Source organism: Chrysosporum bergii ANA360D (assembly GCF_029891735.1).
In the GTDB taxonomy this organism is placed as follows: Bacteria; Cyanobacteriota; Cyanobacteriia; order Cyanobacteriales; family Nostocaceae; genus Umezakia; species Umezakia bergii.
The window spans coordinates 1-20,117 of record NZ_JANQDH010000051.1 but is presented as its reverse complement, the minus strand read 5'-3'; the positions used below and the strand labels follow the sequence as shown (position 1 = coordinate 20,117).

Below are 20,117 nucleotides of genomic sequence, written 5' to 3'. Positions count from 1 at the left end.
ACATAGCACAATAGTATCTATGTTTTCTGGAAAGATGGGCGATATATGACTATAATTTTGACAAATGATGACGGAATTGATGCTCCTGGTATTCAAGCCCTGTTGAAGGCTGTAAATACTAAAAAAACAATTATTGCGGCTCCTAGAGACCATCAATCAGGATGTGGTCATCAGGTCACTACTTCCCGCGCTATTAATCTGCAACAACGTTCTAAAAATGAATATGCCATCGCAGGTACTCCCGCAGATTGTGTGAGAATCGCTACTTCCCAAATTTGCCAAGATATCAAATTTGTGCTTTCAGGTATTAATGCAGGAGGAAACTTAGGAGTAGATGCTTATATTTCCGGTACTGTGGCGGCTGTGCGGGAAGCCGCAACACAAGATATTCCCGGAATTGCTATTTCTCAATATCGCAAAGGTACACAAACTGTAGATTGGGATCTGGCTACTAAATTGACTGCTGAGGTTTTAGCCGACTTATTCCAGCGTTCTTTAGGGCCGGGAAGTTTCTGGAATGTGAATTTACCACATCTGCAACCGGGTGATCCTGACCCTCACATCGTGTTTTGCCACCCTTGTACTAAACCTTTACCCATCAACTATCGTATTGACGGCGATAATTTTTATTACGTAGGTGAATATGCTAAACGCCATCGCACTCCTGGGACTGATGTTGATGTGTGTTTTTCAGGTAATATCGCTGTAACTTTATTAAAAGTCTAAGGTTTGTGATCTAGGGAAATTAAAACTCTTCATGGCCGCCACTCACCGCCGGCGGGTACAAAATATAAGTTTAAGCCCCCATAACTGTTTTTTTCTGGAACTGAAACTACTACAATTACTATTGATGCTAGATAATGGGAAAGCTTTGACAATAACTTAGCCCATCTAGCCCGACAGAATCAAACTAACACCTATGCGAACTCACTATTGCGGCGCACTCCGAAAACAAGATATGGGAGCAACTGTTACCTTGTATGGATGGGTAGACCGTCGCCGCGATCATGGGGGCGTGATCTTCTTGGATTTGCGCGATCGCTCAGGGATTGTCCAAATTGTCAGTGATCCCCAACGCACCCCAGATTCATACCAACAGGCCAACAGCCTCCGGAATGAATACGTTGTCCAAATCACCGGCAGAGTAACCCAGCGCCCGGACGAATCTTTGAACCCCCGCCTCCCTACAGGCGAAGTAGAAATCTACGCTGATCAAATTGCACTCCTCAACGGAGTTCGCAAACAACTACCATTCCAAGTTTCCACAGCTGATACAGAAGCAGTGCGGGAAGATTTGCGGCTTAAGTATCGTTACTTGGATTTGCGACGAGAACGCATGGCGCAGAATATGCAATTGCGTCATCAAGTCGTTAAAGCCATGCGTCGTTACTTAGAAGACCTGGAAGGTTTTATAGAGGTCGAAACCCCCATCTTGACCCGTTCCACCCCAGAAGGTGCTAGGGATTACATCTTACCCAGTCGCGTGAATCCTGGAGAGTGGTTTGCTTTGCCGCAATCACCCCAATTATTTAAACAAATCCTCATGGTATCGGGTATGGATAGATATTATCAAATTGCCCGTTGCTTCCGTGATGAGGATTTACGCGCCGACAGACAACCAGAATTTACTCAGTTGGATATGGAAATGAGTTTCATGTCCCAGGAAGAAATTATCGCCCTGAATGAAAAGTTAGTGCTTCATATCTTCAAAACAGTTAAAGGTATTGAGTTAAACTTACCATTCCCTCGTCTGACCTATGCCGAAGCCATGGCACGCTACGGTAGTGATAAACCAGATACTCGCTATGGTTTAGAATTGGTGGATGTTTCCCATGTCTTAAAAGACTGTGGTTTTAAAGTTTTTCGTGATGCGATCGCTCATGGTGGTACCGTTAAGATTTTGCCAATTCCCCAGGGTAATGATGCCATTTCTAATGTCCGCATTAAACCGGGCGGCGACTTATTTAAAGAAGCCAGCGAAGCCGGTGCAAAAGGTTTGGCTTTTATCCGTGTGCGAGAAAATGGTGAAATTGACACCATCGGCGCAATTAAAGACAATCTCACCCCAGAGCAAAAACAAGAAATATTGCAACTTACAGGCGCACAAGCCGGTCATTTGTTATTATTTGGCGCTGGTGACATAGCCACAGTTAATAAAACTTTAGACAGATTGCGGCAAGTAGTGGCTAGAGAGTTTAAGTTAATTAATCCAGAAAAAATCAATTTACTCTGGATTACAGACTTCCCCATGTTTGAGTGGAATGCTGACGAAAAACGCCTAGAAGCACTGCACCACCCCTTTACTGCTCCCCATCCGGAAGATGTGAGAGATTTAAAAACTGCCCGCGCCCAAGCATATGATTTAGTGCTAAACGGTTTAGAAATTGGTGGCGGAAGCCTGCGAATTTATCAAAGGGATATTCAACAACAGGTATTTGAAGCCATTGGTTTGTCTCCAGAGGAAGCACAAAATAAATTTGGTTTTCTCTTAGAGGCTTTTGAATATGGTACACCCCCCCATGGTGGCATTGCCTATGGTTTAGACCGTTTAGTTATGTTGCTGGCTGGAGAAGAATCAATTCGGGATGTCATCGCTTTTCCCAAGACGCAACAAGCCCGTTGTTTGCTCACAGATGCGCCTTCCCAGGTAGATCCCAAGCAGTTAAAAGAGTTGCAGGTTAGTTCAACTTACCGGCCTAAGTCTTAGAGGCTGTTTTCTCAGGGGGGATGAATTACTCAAAGCCCCCCTTGGGGGGAGTAATCTGCATCCTTAGCGGGTAAGATGTATTAAGCAACGAGCAGGATGCTGGCACTACCTGGGATTCCATCCAGGAGACAAGTCAAAAATCCCACATTATCGGTTTTCACAGCTAATTTCCTTCGGCAACCATGTTCACTTGAGGACGCACAATATAGTTATAAGCTTCTACATTACTCGGCAGGGGTTCCATTTGGTTCCGGGCTACTAAAGTTTGATGGATAAAAGCAGCAGCAGTGGAGCGTCTGAGGGGCAGGTTAGGATTTAGCTCCCTAGGATTTGGATAATTGACCACAATATTTTTTTGTGTTGCTATGCCCACATCATTAATAGCATACTGGGGGATTTGTTGGGCATCGGCATAATAATTTTTAGCCACTGCCGTCACATCTGTAGTTGTTTGGGGTGCAGACACTAAGGGCTGCATTAAAGAAGTCATTGCTAGGGGCAAATATATCGGCCTTTTCACCATTCGACGGGTGATTTTTTGGGGTTCTGGTGTTAAATTTAAGCCCCTAGTTAGGGTAACTATGGCATCTATTCTAGAAACTGGCTGATTTGGGCGAAAAAAACCATCTGGATAACCGCTCATAAATCCTTGTTGATATGCTTCCTCAATGGCTGGGGCTGCCCAATGTCCTTGAGGAATATCTTGATAAACGCTGGCATCTTTGATTTGCCGCACTGGTTCTTTTTCAAAAGCTTTACGAATCATGGCCGCAAATTCATCACGTTGTACCGCCTGTTCTGGTCGAAATGTACCATCTGGATATCCCACAACAATATTTCTGGCAGCTAAACGCTCAATAAATGGTTGCGCCCAATAATCAATAGGAACATCAGGAAAGGTACTCTGTGCTAAAGCCGCGCCAGTTACACTTGCTGCTACCCCTAGAGTTACCAAAGAAGCAGTTAATTTACAAGAACGGGATAAGCTAGGCATTTAAATATACCTCCATACAATACAAATAAATGTACTTCTATAATATTTGGTGGTTATTTAAATAGTTATCTACCCGCCGATGATCACGGTTATATCTCAGGTTAGATAATTATTTTTATAGTATTAAATATTACAATTACTTTAAATATAACTACTCATAAATCCCCCAAAAGTATTAAATAATAAGTGAATGCAATTCAATCGCAAGCAAGAAGTACCAAGATAACATATGTTTTAGGCTCAAAGATGTAGATTTGGGCAAGTGTTAATATGGTTCTTTATAAACTTGAAGATTTTTCTGGTGATTATACGGCTACTGATTTTGATAATTATGCCATCAGAGACTTTGATGTTTACTCAGACATCAATAATGAAAGAGTTGGCACTGTCAAAGATATTTTAGTAGACGATACTGGACATTTTCGTTATTTAGTTGTTGATACAGGGTTTTGGATTTTTGGTAAGCAGGTTTTATTACCAATTGGGCGTTCCCGCATTAGTTATTCGGAACGACGAGTTTATGCAGCAGGACTTACCCGAGAGCAAGTAGAAAACTTGCCTGATTTTAAGGATCTAGAACGGGTTGATGATGATTATGAGGAACAAGTGCGCGGGGTGTATCGCCGACCCTTGGTTGAGTCACCCTTAGAAACTGCAACACCTGTGGAGGCCACAGCACCTTTAGATATTGAGAGGACAGCTAGGGCTAGATATTACGAGGAAGAGCCAGAACTATATAGTACCACCAAAGCAAATCATCAAAACCTAAAACTGTACGAAGAACGGTTAATTGCTGATAAGTCCAGGGTGAAAACAGGAGAGGTGGTGGTTGGTAAGCACGTTGAAACGGAAAAAGCCGCAGTTTCAGTACCTGTAGAAAAAGAGCGTGTAGTTATTGAACGCACTACACCACCCGACGCGGGACGCACAGCAGCCCCTGGTGAAGTTAATTTCCGGGAAGGTGAGGTAATACATATGGATGTTTACGAAGAAAAGCCGGAAATTCGTAAGGAAGCTGTGGTGCGTGAAGAGGTGGAAGTGAGGAAGGTTGTGGAGGAACATACTGTTCAGGCTGAAGAAAATCTACGCCGGGAAGAATTAGACGTTAAGAAAGATAGCGAACGCCCCCGGAGGAGAAAAAGTTAAGCAATTTTTAGGGTGATTTCATGGGTTGTTAATTGGTGTTGACAACCCATGTGTTTTTTACAAAATAAAAAAATTAACTACAAACTCTCAATCTAGCTAAAATACTTCATTTCTGCTTCCAGTTGATGTATCAACTGCTGGTCATTCTTAGCCTTAGCCACCTCCAAGCGATGCTCTAGGCTTTTGTGAATATTCATTCTGTGAGTTTGTTCTGCTAGACTGGGCGCTTTTAGTCTATGCCAACTCATGATTATGCTCCTTTTGATTAACAAAGAAATCTGTGTTTATGCTGATCAAGACTGCTGTAGTATGTCTTATGTGACTAAGATATCATAGTTGTAGTATTTTTCGTTACAGAAAAATCTGTCTTCATTATGATTTAATAAGTTATGTTGTAAAAGCTGCCTAGCGTGTCTGATGACCGCGTAGCAACATGAGTTTAGAATCCCCTGTGTTGAAACCAGGGGAGATGTCAAGGAGAAAAAACCAATCAATCAACCAGCACTGGTGGCATTACTGAGCGATTTTGGCCACTGCGATATTTATGTTAGTGTGATGAAAGGAGTGATGGCTCAAATCAACTCCCAAATTAGGGTAGTGGACTTGACACACCAAATTCCCGCCCAAAACAAGGCAGCAGCTAGATTTTGTTTGATGAATGCTTACCCTTATTTTCCTGTGGGTACAGTGTATGTGGCTGTGGTAGATCCGGGAGTAGGGGGGAGACGAAAAGCGATCGCGGTAGAATTTGCTCAGGGGTATTTAGTCGGTCCGGACAATGGCATATTTAGCGGGGTACTTAGTCAAACCCCAGCAATTAACGCTGTTGAACTAACTAACCCCCAATATTGGCGCACAAGGGAACCTAGTAAAACTTTTCACGGTAGGGATATCTTTGCACCTGTGGGCGCTCATCTGTCCAGTGGTATTCCTTTACAACGGCTAGGACGACAAATCAACCCAGCCGGTTTAGTACAGTTAGATATGGCGGAATGTAGCCCTACAAGTTCTGGGGTAACAGGTTCTATTCAATATATTGATCATTTTGGCAACTTAATCAGTAATATTCCTGGAAAATATATCCAGGGTAAAAATTGGTGTGTACAGGCTTCTGGGCTGACCATACCCGGCTGTGTGACTTATGGTGATGTTAAGGTGGGGGAAGTAGCCGCTTTAGTTGGTAGTCATGGCTGGGTAGAAATTGCCATTAATGGCGGTAACGCTTCCTCACAGTTGCAGATGAATTGGCAAGATGAGTTACAAGTTTTATTTATTTAGGGTTGGCTGAAAAAGTCAATTGTAAGGATGGGACACAGGGAACAGGGTATTGGTGACGATAGAATGTTCATTAAATCCCCATGTCTTGCTGTTGATTTAGAAATAGTCTCAAGGCTGATAAGGCTAAAATCATCAAAAATAATACTAACCCAATTGTACAAGCATAGCTAATTTCTAAATTACTAAACGCCTGTTCATATAAATAGTAAACAATGGTTTTTGAGCTATTGAGTGGACCGCCTTGGGTCATAACAAATACTTCCTCAAATACTTTAGTGGCGGAAATGGCGGAAATGACTGCCACCAAGGCTAAATAGGGTTTCATCAAAGGTATGGTAATATCCCAGTGTTTGCGGATACCATCGGAACCGTCAATGGCTGCGGCTTCATATACATCATCAGGAATTGATTGCAAGCCGGCTAAATAAATTACCATGTAATAGCCGAGTCCTTTCCAAATGGTGACAAGCATGACACTCATTAGGGAAATGGGGACAATGTTTAGCAATTTTTCTGGACTGGTTAGCCAAGGAATTCCTGTAGGAGAAATATTCACACTGGCCAGTAATTGATTGAGTAAGCCGTTTTCTGCATATAGCCATTTCCAAGCTATACCAGCAACCACCATTGATATAACCACAGGAGTGTAGTAAGCTGCTCTAAACCAGTTCATTCCTCGCAATTTCTGATTTACCAAAATTGCCAGCAATAAGGGAGCCATGACTAAAATTGGTACTACACCCAGCAGATACAAAAAAGTGTTTTCTAAAGTTTGCCAAAAAACTGCATCCTTCCACAAACGGAGAAAGTTGCTAAAACCTATCCATTGCGGTGGCTGGGACAGGTCCTGGTAAGTGGTAAAGCTGAGGTAAAATGCTTGTATTGCCGGCCAAAAGACCGTTAGAAACAAGATAATTAGGGCCGGGAGCAAAAATAAGTAGGGCGTTAGTCGCTGTTTGACCAATATCCAATTGACAGACATAAATTAGCCACCGACCAGATTATTATTTAACGGAGAGGGAGGGATTCGAACCCTCGTATACGTTTCCGCATAACAGACTTTCCAGGTCTGCGCCTTAAACCACTCGGCCACCTCTCCAGGGGCAACGATTTATAACTATACTATAAAATTTTGGAAATTGCAAGTCTAGACATATTAAATTAAAACTAAAAATTAAAACTAAAAGTTCTGATGGGAAATCCAAACAGCAAAATGTCCTCTACACACACCATTAAAGTCCGCGATCGCGCTTCTGGTCAAGAATACAGTCTACAAGTCCCGGAAGACCGCTATATTCTCCACAGCATCGAACAAGAAGGACAGAATCTGCCGTTTTCTTGTCGCAATGGGGCTTGTACAACTTGTGCTGTGAGGGTAATATCTGGAGAAGTTTACCAACCGGAGGCTATTGGACTATCGCCGGCACTGCGCCGACGGGGTTATGCTTTGTTATGCGTCAGTTATGCTCGTTCTGATTTGGAGGTAGAAACCCAAGATGAGGACGAAGTATATGAACTACAGTTTGGCCGCTATTTTGCCAAGGGTAGGGTAAAAGCGGGTTTACCGTTAGACGAGGATTAAAATGCTGTTCGCCCACAAGCCCACACATTTGATTTGTTTCCTGTGCTTGCTGTTGTTGAGCAGTTGTCAAGCCAATGATTACACTGTCGGTAATCAGGTGGAGGTGAAGGTAACGCGGGTGGTGAGTGGGCAAACTTTAGAAGTTTTAGGTATACCTCCCCAACCCAACTTGGCCGCTCGTGTCCGGTTAATTGGTATTGATGCTCCGGATTTTCGCCAACTTCCCTGGGCGGATGAGTCTAAAGAAGTTTTAGCAGAGTTGATTGGTGAGCCAGAAAAATCCGTAATCCTGGAATTTGATTTGGAAGCTAAGGATAAAACAGGGCGAACTTTAGCTTATGTGTGGAAAGATAATCGGTTACTGAATGAGGAAATTGTTAAAAAAGGATATGCTCTATTTGTAGGGCGATCGCCTAATCACAAATATGACCGACGCTTGGAGCAAGCCCAACAATGGGCTAGACTCATGGGAAAAGGCATTTGGAACCCTGAAAAACCCATGCGTCTCTCTCCTAGTGAGTTTCGCCGCCAAAAATTGTAACCAATTTTAAGTATACAAGATAGTTTAGTTGTTGTATTCGTACACAATCACCAATGACCTGTTCCCTTTTGAAAAAAAACAATGACTAATTTACAAATTTTTCTAGATATTGCCACAGAAGCAGCTTTGGCTGCGGGTGCAGTTTTACAAGGGTATTTGGGTAAGTTAGAAAATGCTATTACCGAAAAAGGTCGCCCTGGTGATTTAGTCACCGCTGCGGATCAAGCCTCAGAGGCGGAAATTCTCTCAATTTTGCGCCGCCACTTTCCCCAACATTCTATCCTGGCTGAGGAATCAGGACAGTTAGGCAATCAAGATAATCAGTATCTCTGGGCAGTTGACCCTTTAGATGGTACAACTAATTACGCTCATCAATATTCCGCTTTTGCTGTTTCTATTGGCTTATTGGTTCATGGTGTCCCTTCTGTAGGTGTAATTTATGACCCTTTACGTGAGGAGCTATTTCGAGCAGCCACTGGCTTGGGTGCCACCCGCAACCGCCAGAACATCAAGGTTTCAGAAATATCTGAACTAAGTAAAAGCTTGTTGGTAACAGGATTTGCCTATGATCGCCGGGAAACTGCGGATAATAACTATGCAGAATTTTGTCACCTAACTCATCTCACTCAGGGGGTTAGGCGTAGCGGTTCTGCTGCTTTAGATTTGGCTGCTGTTGCTTGTGGGCGTGTAGATGGTTACTGGGAAAGGGGAATTTCTCCTTGGGATGTGGTGGCTGGTGTGGTTTTATTGCGAGAAGCTGGGGGTAAAGTTACTGCCTATGATGGCACTGCTTTTAAAATTGCATCAGGGAGAATTTTAGCTACAAACGGTAAAATTCACCACCAACTAAGTAATGAATTGGTAACAGTTCCCCCGTTGTCGAGTTGGAAATGACAGGATAACTGAGGATTTGCTACTGTAGAATTACTTATAAAATCAAGCTAGCTAAAAAAAACACTAAGTAATATATGTTTATAAAAATAAATGTGGGATTGTTTAAATATGACTTGATGGACTATCACGCAATTTTGTGTGTTCCAGTTGACGCAGATGGAAAGAAGATACGTAAACGTTACCTAGAAATTGCCCGGCGCTTACACCCAGATAGCAACGCCCTGACCTCAGCTGAAAAACAACAGGCTCATAAATTGTTATCAACGTTCGTTAATCCAGCCTATGAACATCTGGGCAAGGAAACCAGTCACACAGAACACCTGATAGTTTTATCTCAAATGGGCAAACGCCTATTACGAGAATCAGCTGAGTTAGAATTAAGCACTGACTTGGCTAAAAAACTACTGACTGAGACTAATTATGATCATGCTTACAAGACAGCGATCGCCAAAATTGCCACTACTCAATATCAATCATTAGAGAAGTCAACTGAAATCATCTCCCAAGTTAGCGAGTTAAACTTAGTATACCTGATGCGGAGTGCAGCCACAGGTTCCACTTCCTCTGAGTTGTCTGGTCAATTCCCAACTAACTCAGGTAAAGCCAGATCAAACACAGAAACACTCCCACCAGTCCCAGAAGATTCCCCAGTAGACCAGTATGTGCGTCGCGCTCAAACTTTGATCAACAACAACCAACTGGGTCGAGCTAAGGTAGAGTTACAAGATGCTTTGAAGTTAGAACCTAAAAATAGTCTCTGTCATAGTTTAATAGCGTTAGTGTATTTAAGGCAAAATCAGATTAAAATGGCCAAAATTCATTTTGATAATGCTTTGAAATTAGATCCCACTAATGAAATAGCATTGACATGGAAACCTAAAATAGAAAAAGCTTTAGGGCGACAGTCCAGTGGCTCGAGAGTGACTCCACCTCATGATGATGAAACTAATCAACCAGATAAATCTGGAGGTGGGGGTTTGTTTGGTGGCTTGTTTGGTGGGAATAAAAAATAATGGTGTATCAACCAGCATCTGGAGCCAGGGATTTATTACCCTTAGATGTGGCTCAAAAACACTGGATTGAAGATAGATTACAACAAGTGTTTCATGGTTGGGGATATCACAGGATTATCACTTCAACCTTGGAACGGATGGATACTCTAATGGCGGGAGAAGCAATTCAACGCCAGATGGTGATTCAACTACAAAACGGTCAAGATGAAGAACTAGGATTGCGCCCGGAGTTGACAGCTTCCATCGCTCGTGCAGTGGTTACGCGCATGGCAGGTGTCACCTATCCCAAACGCCTATACTACAACGCTAATGTTTTCCGCCGGAACTGGGAAAACAAGCACAACCGCCAGCAAGAATTTTATCAAGCTGGGGTTGAGTTGTTGGGTGTGGGGGGACTATTGGCTAATGTGGAAGTGCTGCTTTTGGTGAGAAATTGTCTCGCGGCTTTGGGTTTACAAGATTGGCATTTAATCTTGGGGGAAGCGGGAATTACAACATCTCTCCTGGATGCTTTCCCGGTGAAGATACAACCCCAAGTCCGCAGCGCCATTGCTCATCTTGATCACATCGCCATAGATAATCTACCTTTGAGCGATGAACTACGCCATCGCGCCATCATCATGATGGATCTGCGTGGTGACAGTGCTGATGTACTGCAAAAGGTCAGTAGTTTGGATTTAAATCCCCAGCAACAAGAAATGGTGCATAATCTCAAATCTATGGTAGAGTTATTACAATCCGTTGGGGGGGTTTCTTTAATTCTTGACCTCAGTTTAATCGAAACCATAGACTACTACACCGGCATAGTGTTTGAAATTGTCACTAATAATAATTCACAAGCCAGAGTTTTAGGGCGCGGTGGTCGCTACGACCGGCTGTTAGGACTATATCATCCTCAAGCCGAAGATATTCCCGGTATTGGTTTTGTGCTGAATATCGAAGATTTACACCAAGTTCTTTTATATAACCAGCAACTACCACAATCAACGGCAGCTAGTGACTGGTTAGTAGTACCGCAAACAGCCGAGGCTCAAGCTGCGGCTTTTGCCTACGCCCAAAAACTCCGCGATTCTACAGAATTGGTGAGGGTAGAAATGGATTTAGGCGGCAAAGATGCAGCAACTGTGAAACAATACGCGAGCGATCGCGGTATTGCTCAAATCGCCTGGATTAAAGCTGATGGTTCTGTAATTTGTGAACCATTGGTTTAATGAGTGGGTGGGGAGTATTCACAACTATAATTGTCACTACTCCCCTGCTAGGCTAGAAATAGCTGATCTGCAAGAAAGGGAATCAAGAAATGCCCCACACGATTGTCACAGATGTTTGTCAAGGTGTAGCTGACTGCGTAGATGCTTGTCCAGTAGCCTGCATCCATCCCGGTCCTGGTAAAAATGTCCAAGGAACTGATTGGTATTGGATTGACTTTGCCACTTGTATAGATTGTGGTATATGTATCGCAGTTTGCCCGGTAGAAGGTGCCATCATCCCCCAAGAACGACCGGATTTACAAAAAACACCGTAAAATTTTACAGTCAGCAGTCTATGTTATGGTTAACTTAGCTGTTGACTAATAACCAAGTTACTTGTCTCTCCCTTGACCAATGACTAATGAATATTTAGTAGAAGTTAAAAACGTCCACGCAGGATATATAAAAGATGTAGATATTCTCCAAGGGATAAATTTTTTTGTATCACCAGGTGAATTAGTCACAGTAATTGGCCCGAACGGTGCGGGTAAGTCTACTTTAGCTAAAACTATCTTTGGGCTGTTAACTCCTCACACTGGTACTATTACCTTTAAAAATGAAAATATTGTGGGGTTAAAGTCCAATCAAATCGTTAACAAGGGAATATCCTATGTACCACAAATTGCTAATGTTTTCCCTTCTCTCACTGTGGAAGAAAACCTAGAAATGGGGGCTTTTGTGCGTAATGTCCCCCTTAAACCCCTTAAAGATCAGATTTTTACTATGTTTCCCAGATTAGGCGATCGCCGTGGTCAACGTGCTGGTACTCTATCAGGAGGGGAACGTCAAATGCTGGCCATGGGCAAAGCTTTGATGTTACAACCGAGTTTACTGCTATTAGATGAACCTTCCGCGGCTTTATCCCCCATTTTAGTAACGCAGGTATTTGAGCAAATTAAACAAATCAATCAAACAGGTACTGCAATTATCTTAGTGGAACAAAACGCCCGTAAAGCTTTAGAAATGGCTGACCGTGGTTATGTATTGGAGTCTGGACGAGATGCTATTTCCGGACCTGGCCAAGAATTATTACATGATCCTCAAGTAGGTCAATTGTATTTAGGTGCTGGTAAGCAGCATTCTGATTTGAATTGATAATTTTAGATTATTCCTCTATGGTGATGAGCAATTTATGAAAAAAAGCTTAATTATCTCAAGTTATCATTGCTGTTGACTCAGGGTTAAATTATACTCGACATTGATACAAAAAACCCTTACAAACGCTTAAGCATACTATAGAGACATCAAGCAATGACTACACCAGATTTCACCATTGATGAGTTGACAGCAAGTAGCACCATTGTAGGTGCGGGTAAATTATCTTCCAGTCCAGAGAAAAAATTGCTCACCTTAAAGATCGTCGAGAGTTTGTTAATTACAATATTACTCTTAGGTAGTGTTGTTGTAATTGTTGCTAAAGAAAACCAAACCCTGGTTCTTTATGGTGTGATCTCAATTGCTATATCACTTGTGTTACTGATCATTAACAGACAAGTATTTCAAGACTTCAAAAAAGCTGCTAGTGAGTACGAAGCCAACAGAAAGGCAGAAATATCAACTTATTTGCTGGATAAAAGGTCTTGGCAAGTCAATAACTTTACTCCTGTCAAAGCCAAAGCTTTACAATATTGCCAAGATTTGATCAACGACTATAAAAATGTCAGGAATTTATCCAGAACCATTTACTACATTCTGCAAATTACCACCGTGGTTTTTTCGGGAATTACCCCTATTTTAGTCCTGGTGGATAAAATCGAAGCTGGGCAAACTTGGTTAAAATGGTTACCTGTTATTTGTCCTGCTATTGCTTCCATACTGGCTAGTATAGTTACTTCCTTCCCATTTCAAAAGAACTGGGTAGCGGCTAATACTGTAGTGGAATTATTAGAAGCAGAAGTAGAAAAATTTATCCTGGGAGTCACACAACCCTATCGCCTCTTTGATACTGCTGACGAAGCGGAACAGCAACAAAAAGCCAGCCAAGCATTAGAATATTTTATTAGACAGGTGAATACTATTCACCTCCAGCAAGTCCAGGAAGCTGCGGAAGATAAGCAGCAAAAGGGCGACAAGAAAGAAGATAAGCAGCAAGAATCAGCCCAGTCTCAACAAAGTGCTTAATTTTAGCTGATTAATTTTAGCTGATTAATTTTAGCTGCTTTTGAGTTATTGTGAGAGGCGCAGAGATGTCACTTTTACCTCTGCGTCCCTCTATTTATAGGGCTTGGCAAGTGTTAGTATTCTGGTACTGTCGGGTCAACTTCTTTACTCCAAGCGTTAATTCCTCCTTTAACGTTGGTTCCTTCAATTCCAGCTTCTTTGAGGATAGCCAAGGCTTTGGCAGAGCGTCCCCCTAACTTACAATGAGCAATTAAGCGGTGACCATTGAGTATTTCTTTCACCTTGGCTACTCCTGACCCGTTTTCAATTTCCGGTAAGGGAATTAACACAGAACCGGGAATTTTGGCAATTTCGTATTCATGAGGATTGCGAACATCTAATAATACAAAATCCTGGGCATTACTATCTATTAATTGCTTTAATTCCTGGACTGTCATTTCTGATAAGGCCATTTTTTGTCTTTCCTCCTCTGCCTTAGCTTGGGGTATTCCGCAGAATTGCTCATAATCTATCAGCTTGGAAATCACCGGGCGAATGGGATTAGGACGCAGTTTTAATTCCCGGAATTTCATTTCTAGGGCATTATACAACAGTAATCGCCCACTTAAGGTATTACCTTGTTGAATCACGATTTTTACTGTTTCTGTAGCTTGAATAATGCCAATCATCCCCGGTAAAATACCTAGTACTCCCCCTTCAGCACAGGAAGGAACCATGCCTGGTGGTGGTGGTTCTGGGTATAAATCACGATAGTTTGGTCCGCCTTCGTAGTTAAATACTGTGGCTTGCCCTTCAAAGCGGAAAATAGAACCGTAGACGTTGGGCTTATTCAGCAATACACAAGCGTCATTGACTAGATATCTAGTAGGGAAATTGTCAGTACCATCGACTACAATATCATAAGGTTGAATGATATCTAGGGCATTTTCAGAACTGAGGCGGGTTTCATACAAATCAACCTGACAATAGGGGTTAATTTCATGAATGCGGTTTTTAGCTGATACTATCTTGGGTTTACCTACCCAAGATGTACCGTGAATGATTTGCCGTTGCAGGTTGGAGGTGTCTACAACATCAAAATCAACAATACCAATGCGTCCAATGCCGGCTGCGGCTAAGTATAACAGTAATGGCGAACCTAGTCCACCAGTACCAATACATAATACACTAGCTGCTTTTAAACGCTTCTGTCCCTCTAGCCCCACCTCTGGCAAAATCAAATGGCGGGAGTAGCGTTCATAATCATCTTTAGTTAACTGGATTTGATCCAGATCGGGATTAAGCATAGAGTTGAGGTAAGGTAGATCAATATTGGCGGGGGAATTAATGCCTAGTTATCAGCTTGGAATTATGGTTATTGACTCTGGTTGGAACTGCTGCTGCTCATCAAGAGTCCAACTCCCAATATTACCAGCTTGTCCATGGTGAATGGCTACTATTATATATGAGTATTCTGCCCAAGCATAGAGGCGATCGCATTTTGAAGGCGTAGCACAATGATCAGGGTGAGAGTGGTAAATGCCAATAATCAGGAATGAATAATATTCAGGGCGCGATCGCGTGCTGCTGTTTGGGCTTGTAGTACTACCATGGGGGCGGTAGCATATTAAAAGGGATTTCCGAGTAATTGACAGATGGGAACCTACTCGCCAGATTTGCTCTGGCTGTGGGTATGGTTGGGGCAAGATTGATTTGTCTGTTCGCTCAGTGTTATGTTTAAGTTGCAATACTCTTGCAGACAAAGATGAGAATGCTGCTAAGAATATAAAAATGGTCGGCATGGGGCATCGGCAGGACCTAAAATCCACAGGGAGTGACTGTAAGACTGTTTCGGCTGCGAGTTACTATGACTTGTCAAGAATCACCGACCTTCAAGGTCGGTGAGTATGTCAACAATGTAAGAGGCTAATAGTTCCTTGACCTGGACTACATCTTTGATTAATCGGTCATAATCAGATGACTCCATCAAGTGTAACTCGCAGGAAAGTAAGAGGTAATATTCTACTTCAATCACTGCTTCCCTAGCCATTTCCAGGAATTCTAATTCAATTTCACAGTCATCGCGATCGCATCCCTGGGCTATTTTAATAGGTATGGAAGCACAAGCTAGACGGATTTGTTGAGTTAGCCCCAATAGTTCTTCCTCTGGAAAGGTTTTAGTAATCTCATAAACTGCAATTGTCAGTTCATGTGCTTTTTCCCATTCTTGCAGCTCTCTAAAGTCTGTCATTTTGATATTGGTATTACGAGGATTAACAGGGTGAGCAGTGGCTACCTATTATCATAGGTCACTATCATCAAAACGATTCAGCGAAAAGCGAATCATAATAATGATCATGTTGTATTGTGAGCATCCCGCTCGCTGCGTCAAAAAAATACAAAAAAAATACTTGCTGGTATTAAAAGTTTTGGTATTAAAAGTTTTAATATATAATTAAGCAAATAGAATACATAAAGTGGATGCGACTAGAAGAAATCACCAAAGGAGCATGGGTAAAAGGTATTTTAGATAACCAATTAGTTACAGTTATTGACGTGCAATGGTACGCCGATAACGTCATGGAACTAACCTACAAAGACTCCAAAGGACATACAGGGCAAAAATTATTATACCGCGATCGCGAATCTACATTAGAAATAGTCACCAAAGAACGCCCCTGGAGTTTTAACGGCGACGGCTACTTATTGCGCCTGGTGTCAGAAGCCCAGCGCATCCAATTAGCCCATTTATTTGATCCCTTACTAGCAGTACACAGTTCCTTAGTAGAACCCCTACCGCACCAAATCACCGCGGTGTATGGGGAAATGCTCAACCGTCAACCGTTACGTTTTTTACTTGCCGATGACCCAGGAGCAGGTAAAACCATCATGGCGGGACTGCTGATAGCAGAACTTCATCTGCGGGGTGATTTACATCGTTGTCTTGTAGTTTGCCCCGGCAGTTTAGCGGCTCAATGGCAAGATGAATTATACCAAAGATTTCATTTAGAATTTGAAATCCTCACCAATGACCGCATAGAAACAGCCCGAACGGGTAACGCTTTAGCAGAAATACCCCTAGCCATAGCCAGGTTAGATAAATTAAGTCGTAACCAAGACCTGCAAGCCAAACTCACACAAACCGACTGGGATTTAATTATTTGCGACGAAGCCCACAAAATGTCTGCTTCTTTTTTTGGCGGCGATATCCGAGAAACCAAACGCTACAAATTAGGGAAACTGCTATCTAGTATCACCCGCCACTTTTTGCTGATGACGGCTACACCCCACAACGGTAAAGAAGAAGATTACCAATTATTCATGGCCTTACTAGACGGAGATCGTTTTGAAGGCAAATTTAGGGACGGAGTTCACGTTTGTGATACCTCCGACTTAATGCGTCGGCTAGTCAAAGAAGACTTATTAAAATTTGACGGTACACCCTTGTTTCCAGAGCGCCGGGCTTATACAGTAGATTATAAACTTTCTCAGCTAGAGTCCATTCTTTATAAACAAGTAACAGAATATGTGCGGGAAGAATTTAACCGGGCTGAGGGTTTAGATAATCAAGGACGTAAAGGAACTGTAGGCTTTGCCCTAACCATATTACAACGCCGTTTAGCATCTTCCCCGGAAGCCATTTATCAATCACTACTACGACGACGGGAAAGATTACAAAAACGCCTGAGAGAAGAGGAAATAGCCAAACGAGGTAAGGAAGCAGAAATTGAATGTTTCTCTATTCTCATAGAAGATGTAGACGAACTAGAAGACGATATCCCCAGCGAAGAACGAGAAGCAACAGAACAAGAAGTAGTAGACCAAGCATCAGCAGCCCGCACCATTACCGAACTCAAAACCGAAATTACCCAGTTACAAAAACTAGAGCAATTAGCCTTACAAGTGCGACGCAGTGGGACAGATAAAAAATGGGAAGAACTATCTCAAATTTTGCAAAACCAGGGAGAACTGTTTGATACCCAGGGTTATCGCCGTAAACTGGTAATTTTTACAGAACATCGGGACACGTTAAATTACTTACAACAGCAAATCACCACATTATTAGGCAACCCCACAGCCATAGTCACAATTCACGGTGCTATGGGCCGCGAAGAAAGGCGAAAATCTCAAGAAGCATTTACCCAAGACCCGGAGGTACAAGTATTAATTGCCACCGATGCCGCCGGGGAAGGAATCAACCTACAACGGGCGCACCTGATGGTTAACTATGACCTACCTTGGAACCCGAACCGTTTAGAACAGCGTTTTGGGCGTATTCACCGCATCGGACAAACAGAAGTTTGTCACTTATGGAACTTAGTAGCGAAAGAAACCAGAGAAGGAGATGTTTATTTAGGACTATTGAAAAAGCTAGAAATTGAGCAAAACGCCTTGGGGGGTAAGGTATTTGACGTATTGGGTAAAGCCATTGATGGAGCGCAGTTACGAAAGCTACTAATTGACGCTATTCGCTACGGCGACTCAGCAGAGGTTAAAGCCAAACTCAGCCAAGTAGTAGCACAATACCTAGATCGGCAAAAACTACAACATTTATTAGCAGAAAAAGCCCTAGTCCAGAACACCATGGATATATCCAGAGTACAGGAAATTCGGGCAGAAATGGAACGAGCGGAAGCCAGGAAACTACAGCCCCATTTTATAGCGGCTTTTTTTCAAGAAGCCCTGGAAAAATTAGGAGGAACAGTCAGAGAGCGAGAACCCCGCCGCTACGAAGTTACCCATGTTCCCAGCGTCATTCGCAACCGGGGGCGAATTTTAGGCAAAAGCGCTGCAATATTACCCAGGTATGAGCGCGTTTGCTTTGATAAGCAATTAATCAGCATTGCAGGTAAACCATTAGCAGCCTTAATTTGTCCTGGTCATCCTCTACTGGAAGCCACCATTGACTTAATATTAGAACGACACAGAAACGTCCTTAAACAAGGCGGTATTTTGTTAGACAGAAACGACCCCAGCGAACAGGTGCGGGTTTTAGTATATCTAGAACACTGCATACAAGATGGCTCCACAAACAAAGAGGGTCATCGTCATGTGGTATCTCGACGGATGCAGTATGTAGAGATTGACGACACAGGACAAGCCCGTAATGCGGGTCATGCACCTTATTTAAACTATGAACCACTACCAGAAGCAGACCAAGCATTAATAGAGCCTACTTTATCACAATCCTGGTTACTCAACGACATCGAAGCAGAAGCGGCAAAATACGCCATAGCCCACATTGTCCCCCAGCATCTAGAAGAAGTCAAACAGCACAAAGAAGAACTGATAGATAAAACCATAGCAGCAGTCAAAGACCGACTAGGAAAAGAAATTAACTACTGGGACCATCGAGCCTCAGAGCTAAAGGCTCAAGAAACAGCAGGAAAAATCAACGCCAAAATCAACTCCGCCAAAGCTAGAACCAGAGCAGACGAACTCGAAGCTCGGTTAAAAAAACGGGAGGAAGACCTAAAGCAAGAACGGCGTATTTCTCCCCTCCCCCCGGTAGTCATTGGTGGGGCGTTAATAATTCCCATAGGTTTAATACAACGACTGGAAGACAAAAGCCCACACCAAAACCCCAGCACTTTTGCCCAAGAAAAGCGAAGAATAGAAATATTAGCCATGCAGGCGGTCATGAACACCGAACAGCAGTTAGGTTATGAACCAAAAGACGTAAGCGCCGACAAATGCGGCTATGATATAGAATCACGCATCCCCAGCACCGGCAAACTGAGATTTATAGAAGTTAAAGGCAGGATAGCAGGAGCAGATACAATCACAGTCACCAAAAACGAAATTATCACTGCTTTAAATAAACCAGATAACTTTATTTTAGCCTTAGTGCAAGTCCCCCAGACTCCGGAACTCACCCCAGGGGAGCCATGGAAACTGAAGGATCCACAAAACAGCCATCAAGTCAAACAAGATCATAAATGTGTTATTCGATATCTCCAGCGACCCTTCGACACAGAACCAGGTTTTGCGGTCACCAGTGTTAACTACAGCTGGTCAAAACTATGGGAACAGGGAACAGATAACATCTTATTGTAGTGCCGGCAGGATGCTTGTACATCTAGCAGTTATCAGTTTGGAAAGATTTATCTAAAAAATGGTTGACAATTTACCATCCCTCCTTGTAAGCTGATTTTTCAAGAAGTGCATTGATCCATTGATCCATCTTTAGTGCAAAGCTGCGAAAGCTGCCAACCAATAAGCGTTGTTCGGCAACTCTTAAAACCCAAAGGTAGGTTGTTTACTTTTTCATGGTTTTGTTTCTCCACTAAATAAAGATTATGTGTTTGGATTTATTCCGCAGTGAGGATTTGGATTTATTCCGTTTCCTCACATTTTCATTTCTATTAGTCAATAATAAATGAAACCATTAATTATTCATCTATACCGGGAATCCAGCCGGGGAATAAATTCCCCGTCTCAAAGCTGAAGTCCGTTAAAACGGACTCATATGACATTAGCAAAAAATCACAAAATATATTATGAAAATCACAAATCTATTGGTCAATAATAAATGAAACCATTAATTATTCATGTAGTCGGGGAATCCATCCGGGGCAACCGGGGAATAAATTCCCCGTCTCAAAGCTGAAG

19 protein-coding genes, 1 tRNA gene and 1 pseudogene are annotated in these 20,117 nt (G+C 42.6%); 14 read left to right on the top strand and 7 right to left on the bottom strand.

Translation table 11 applies throughout. The annotated features are described in order from the left end of the window. The first annotated feature begins 45 nt into the window (after nucleotides 1-45). The gene (gene surE / locus NWP17_RS08200; protein WP_280654421.1) at nucleotides 46-726 is read left to right on the top strand and encodes a 5'/3'-nucleotidase SurE; all 681 of its coding nucleotides are present in this window, start codon (nucleotides 46-48) and stop codon (nucleotides 724-726) included. A 193-nt stretch (nucleotides 727-919) separates the two neighbouring features. After that, a complete protein-coding gene (aspS, locus tag NWP17_RS08195) occupies nucleotides 920-2,707 on the top strand; it encodes an aspartate--tRNA ligase (protein WP_280654420.1) in 1,788 nt (595 codons plus the stop codon). Nucleotides 2,708-2,870: 163 nt separating this feature from the next. On the opposite strand, the gene NWP17_RS08190 is transcribed toward aspS, so the two are convergent. After that, nucleotides 2,871-3,701 carry an S-layer homology domain-containing protein gene (locus tag NWP17_RS08190; protein WP_280654419.1) on the bottom strand — a complete coding sequence of 277 codons (831 nt, stop codon included), beginning with the start codon at nucleotides 3,699-3,701 and terminating at the stop codon, nucleotides 2,871-2,873. A gap of 270 nt (nucleotides 3,702-3,971) precedes the next feature. Here NWP17_RS08190 and NWP17_RS08185 point away from each other — a divergent pair, with 270 nt between their 5' ends. After that, a complete protein-coding gene (locus NWP17_RS08185) occupies nucleotides 3,972-4,847 on the top strand; it encodes a DUF2382 domain-containing protein (protein WP_280654418.1) in 876 nt (291 codons plus the stop codon). A 92-nt stretch (nucleotides 4,848-4,939) separates the two neighbouring features. Here NWP17_RS08185 and pirA read toward each other — a convergent pair whose 3' ends face one another. Continuing rightward, entirely contained in the window at nucleotides 4,940-5,095 is a 156-nt protein-coding gene (gene pirA, locus NWP17_RS08180) for an arginine synthesis PII-interacting regulator PirA (protein WP_280654417.1), read from the bottom strand. Between the two features lie 256 nt (nucleotides 5,096-5,351). Here pirA and NWP17_RS08175 point away from each other — a divergent pair, with 256 nt between their 5' ends. Further along, a complete protein-coding gene (locus NWP17_RS08175) occupies nucleotides 5,352-6,125 on the top strand; it encodes an SAM hydrolase/SAM-dependent halogenase family protein (protein ID WP_280654491.1) in 774 nt (257 codons plus the stop codon). Between the two features lie 70 nt (nucleotides 6,126-6,195). Here NWP17_RS08175 and NWP17_RS08170 read toward each other — a convergent pair whose 3' ends face one another. After that, nucleotides 6,196-7,107, bottom strand: coding sequence for a carbohydrate ABC transporter permease (locus NWP17_RS08170; protein WP_280654416.1), 912 nt, complete (start codon nucleotides 7,105-7,107; stop codon nucleotides 6,196-6,198). Nucleotides 7,108-7,137: 30 nt separating this feature from the next. Then, nucleotides 7,138-7,224: transfer RNA gene (locus tag NWP17_RS08165), tRNA-Ser, on the bottom strand. Nucleotides 7,225-7,338: 114 nt separating this feature from the next. On the opposite strand from NWP17_RS08165, the gene NWP17_RS08160 reads away from it, so the two are divergent. The 8 genes from NWP17_RS08160 (at nucleotide 7,339) to NWP17_RS08125 (ending at nucleotide 13,526) form a co-directional block, all read left to right on the top strand. Next, a complete protein-coding gene (locus NWP17_RS08160; RefSeq protein ID WP_280654415.1) occupies nucleotides 7,339-7,707 on the top strand; it encodes a 2Fe-2S iron-sulfur cluster-binding protein in 369 nt (122 codons plus the stop codon). Between the two features lies 1 nt (nucleotide 7,708). Next, complete coding sequence (locus NWP17_RS08155; protein ID WP_280654414.1) at nucleotides 7,709-8,248, top strand: thermonuclease family protein; 540 nt, start codon at nucleotides 7,709-7,711, stop codon at nucleotides 8,246-8,248. An 81-nt stretch (nucleotides 8,249-8,329) separates the two neighbouring features. Continuing rightward, on the top strand, nucleotides 8,330-9,142 hold the full coding sequence (locus NWP17_RS08150) for an inositol monophosphatase family protein (RefSeq protein ID WP_280654413.1): 813 nt from the start codon (nucleotides 8,330-8,332) through the stop codon (nucleotides 9,140-9,142). A 74-nt stretch (nucleotides 9,143-9,216) separates the two neighbouring features. Further along, nucleotides 9,217-10,155 (top strand): J domain-containing protein, encoded by a 939-nt coding sequence (locus NWP17_RS08145; RefSeq protein WP_280654412.1) that lies wholly within the window; start codon nucleotides 9,217-9,219, stop codon nucleotides 10,153-10,155. Further along, nucleotides 10,155-11,366 carry an ATP phosphoribosyltransferase regulatory subunit gene (locus NWP17_RS08140; RefSeq protein WP_280654411.1) on the top strand — a complete coding sequence of 404 codons (1,212 nt, stop codon included), beginning with the start codon at nucleotides 10,155-10,157 and terminating at the stop codon, nucleotides 11,364-11,366. The genes NWP17_RS08145 and NWP17_RS08140 overlap by 1 nt, the downstream gene beginning before the upstream one ends. Before the next feature lie 89 nt (nucleotides 11,367-11,455). Next, complete coding sequence (locus NWP17_RS08135; protein WP_280654410.1) at nucleotides 11,456-11,680, top strand: ferredoxin family protein; 225 nt, start codon at nucleotides 11,456-11,458, stop codon at nucleotides 11,678-11,680. 79 nt (nucleotides 11,681-11,759) lie between these two features. Next, complete coding sequence (locus NWP17_RS08130; RefSeq protein ID WP_280654409.1) at nucleotides 11,760-12,500, top strand: ABC transporter ATP-binding protein; 741 nt, start codon at nucleotides 11,760-11,762, stop codon at nucleotides 12,498-12,500. Between the two features lie 156 nt (nucleotides 12,501-12,656). After that, nucleotides 12,657-13,526: a DUF4231 domain-containing protein gene (locus NWP17_RS08125; RefSeq protein WP_280654408.1), complete on the top strand. Its 870-nt coding sequence runs from the start codon at nucleotides 12,657-12,659 to the stop codon at nucleotides 13,524-13,526. Nucleotides 13,527-13,639: 113 nt separating this feature from the next. Here NWP17_RS08125 and moeB read toward each other — a convergent pair whose 3' ends face one another. Together moeB and NWP17_RS08115 are read right to left on the bottom strand one after the other, a co-directional pair. Continuing rightward, nucleotides 13,640-14,812 carry a molybdopterin-synthase adenylyltransferase MoeB gene (gene moeB / locus NWP17_RS08120; RefSeq protein ID WP_280654407.1) on the bottom strand — a complete coding sequence of 391 codons (1,173 nt, stop codon included), beginning with the start codon at nucleotides 14,810-14,812 and terminating at the stop codon, nucleotides 13,640-13,642. Between the two features lie 51 nt (nucleotides 14,813-14,863). Then, nucleotides 14,864-15,132 (bottom strand): annotated as a pseudogene (locus NWP17_RS08115) (Mov34/MPN/PAD-1 family protein); the annotation flags it as partial. On the opposite strand from NWP17_RS08115, the gene NWP17_RS08110 reads away from it, so the two are divergent. After that, nucleotides 15,132-15,410 carry a zinc ribbon domain-containing protein gene (locus NWP17_RS08110; protein WP_342394003.1) on the top strand — a complete coding sequence of 93 codons (279 nt, stop codon included), beginning with the start codon at nucleotides 15,132-15,134 and terminating at the stop codon, nucleotides 15,408-15,410. The pseudogene NWP17_RS08115 and the gene NWP17_RS08110 sit on opposite strands and share 1 nt — an antisense overlap. On the opposite strand, the gene NWP17_RS08105 is transcribed toward NWP17_RS08110, so the two are convergent. Then, complete coding sequence (locus NWP17_RS08105; RefSeq protein WP_280654406.1) at nucleotides 15,388-15,756, bottom strand: four helix bundle protein; 369 nt, start codon at nucleotides 15,754-15,756, stop codon at nucleotides 15,388-15,390. The genes NWP17_RS08110 and NWP17_RS08105 overlap by 23 nt on opposite strands. A 230-nt stretch (nucleotides 15,757-15,986) precedes the next feature. Between NWP17_RS08105 and NWP17_RS08100 the strand changes: the two genes are divergently transcribed. Continuing rightward, on the top strand, nucleotides 15,987-19,562 hold the full coding sequence (locus tag NWP17_RS08100; RefSeq protein WP_280654405.1) for a helicase-related protein: 3,576 nt from the start codon (nucleotides 15,987-15,989) through the stop codon (nucleotides 19,560-19,562). Nucleotides 19,563-20,117 lie beyond the last annotated feature (555 nt).

What these genes read in the sequence shown, in the direction of transcription:
- NWP17_RS08125 (WP_280654408.1), top strand. Translation starts at nt 12,657, where the DNA reads ATGACTACACCAGATTTCACCATTGATGAGTTGACAGCAAGTAGCACC.
- NWP17_RS08145 (WP_280654412.1), top strand. Translation starts at nt 9,217, where the DNA reads ATGTTTATAAAAATAAATGTGGGATTGTTTAAATATGACTTGATGGAC.
- pirA (WP_280654417.1), bottom strand. Translation starts at nt 5,095, where the DNA reads ATGAGTTGGCATAGACTAAAAGCGCCCAGTCTAGCAGAACAAACTCAC.
- NWP17_RS08160 (WP_280654415.1), top strand. Translation starts at nt 7,339, where the DNA reads ATGTCCTCTACACACACCATTAAAGTCCGCGATCGCGCTTCTGGTCAA.
- moeB (WP_280654407.1), bottom strand. Translation starts at nt 14,812, where the DNA reads ATGCTTAATCCCGATCTGGATCAAATCCAGTTAACTAAAGATGATTAT.
- NWP17_RS08190 (WP_280654419.1), bottom strand. Translation starts at nt 3,701, where the DNA reads ATGCCTAGCTTATCCCGTTCTTGTAAATTAACTGCTTCTTTGGTAACT.
- surE (WP_280654421.1), top strand. Translation starts at nt 46, where the DNA reads ATGACTATAATTTTGACAAATGATGACGGAATTGATGCTCCTGGTATT.
- NWP17_RS08140 (WP_280654411.1), top strand. Translation starts at nt 10,155, where the DNA reads ATGGTGTATCAACCAGCATCTGGAGCCAGGGATTTATTACCCTTAGAT.
- NWP17_RS08185 (WP_280654418.1), top strand. Translation starts at nt 3,972, where the DNA reads ATGGTTCTTTATAAACTTGAAGATTTTTCTGGTGATTATACGGCTACT.
- NWP17_RS08100 (WP_280654405.1), top strand. Translation starts at nt 15,987, where the DNA reads ATGCGACTAGAAGAAATCACCAAAGGAGCATGGGTAAAAGGTATTTTA.
- aspS (WP_280654420.1), top strand. Translation starts at nt 920, where the DNA reads ATGCGAACTCACTATTGCGGCGCACTCCGAAAACAAGATATGGGAGCA.
- NWP17_RS08135 (WP_280654410.1), top strand. Translation starts at nt 11,456, where the DNA reads ATGCCCCACACGATTGTCACAGATGTTTGTCAAGGTGTAGCTGACTGC.
- NWP17_RS08170 (WP_280654416.1), bottom strand. Translation starts at nt 7,107, where the DNA reads ATGTCTGTCAATTGGATATTGGTCAAACAGCGACTAACGCCCTACTTA.
- NWP17_RS08155 (WP_280654414.1), top strand. Translation starts at nt 7,709, where the DNA reads ATGCTGTTCGCCCACAAGCCCACACATTTGATTTGTTTCCTGTGCTTG.
- NWP17_RS08130 (WP_280654409.1), top strand. Translation starts at nt 11,760, where the DNA reads ATGACTAATGAATATTTAGTAGAAGTTAAAAACGTCCACGCAGGATAT.
- NWP17_RS08150 (WP_280654413.1), top strand. Translation starts at nt 8,330, where the DNA reads ATGACTAATTTACAAATTTTTCTAGATATTGCCACAGAAGCAGCTTTG.
- NWP17_RS08105 (WP_280654406.1), bottom strand. Translation starts at nt 15,756, where the DNA reads ATGACAGACTTTAGAGAGCTGCAAGAATGGGAAAAAGCACATGAACTG.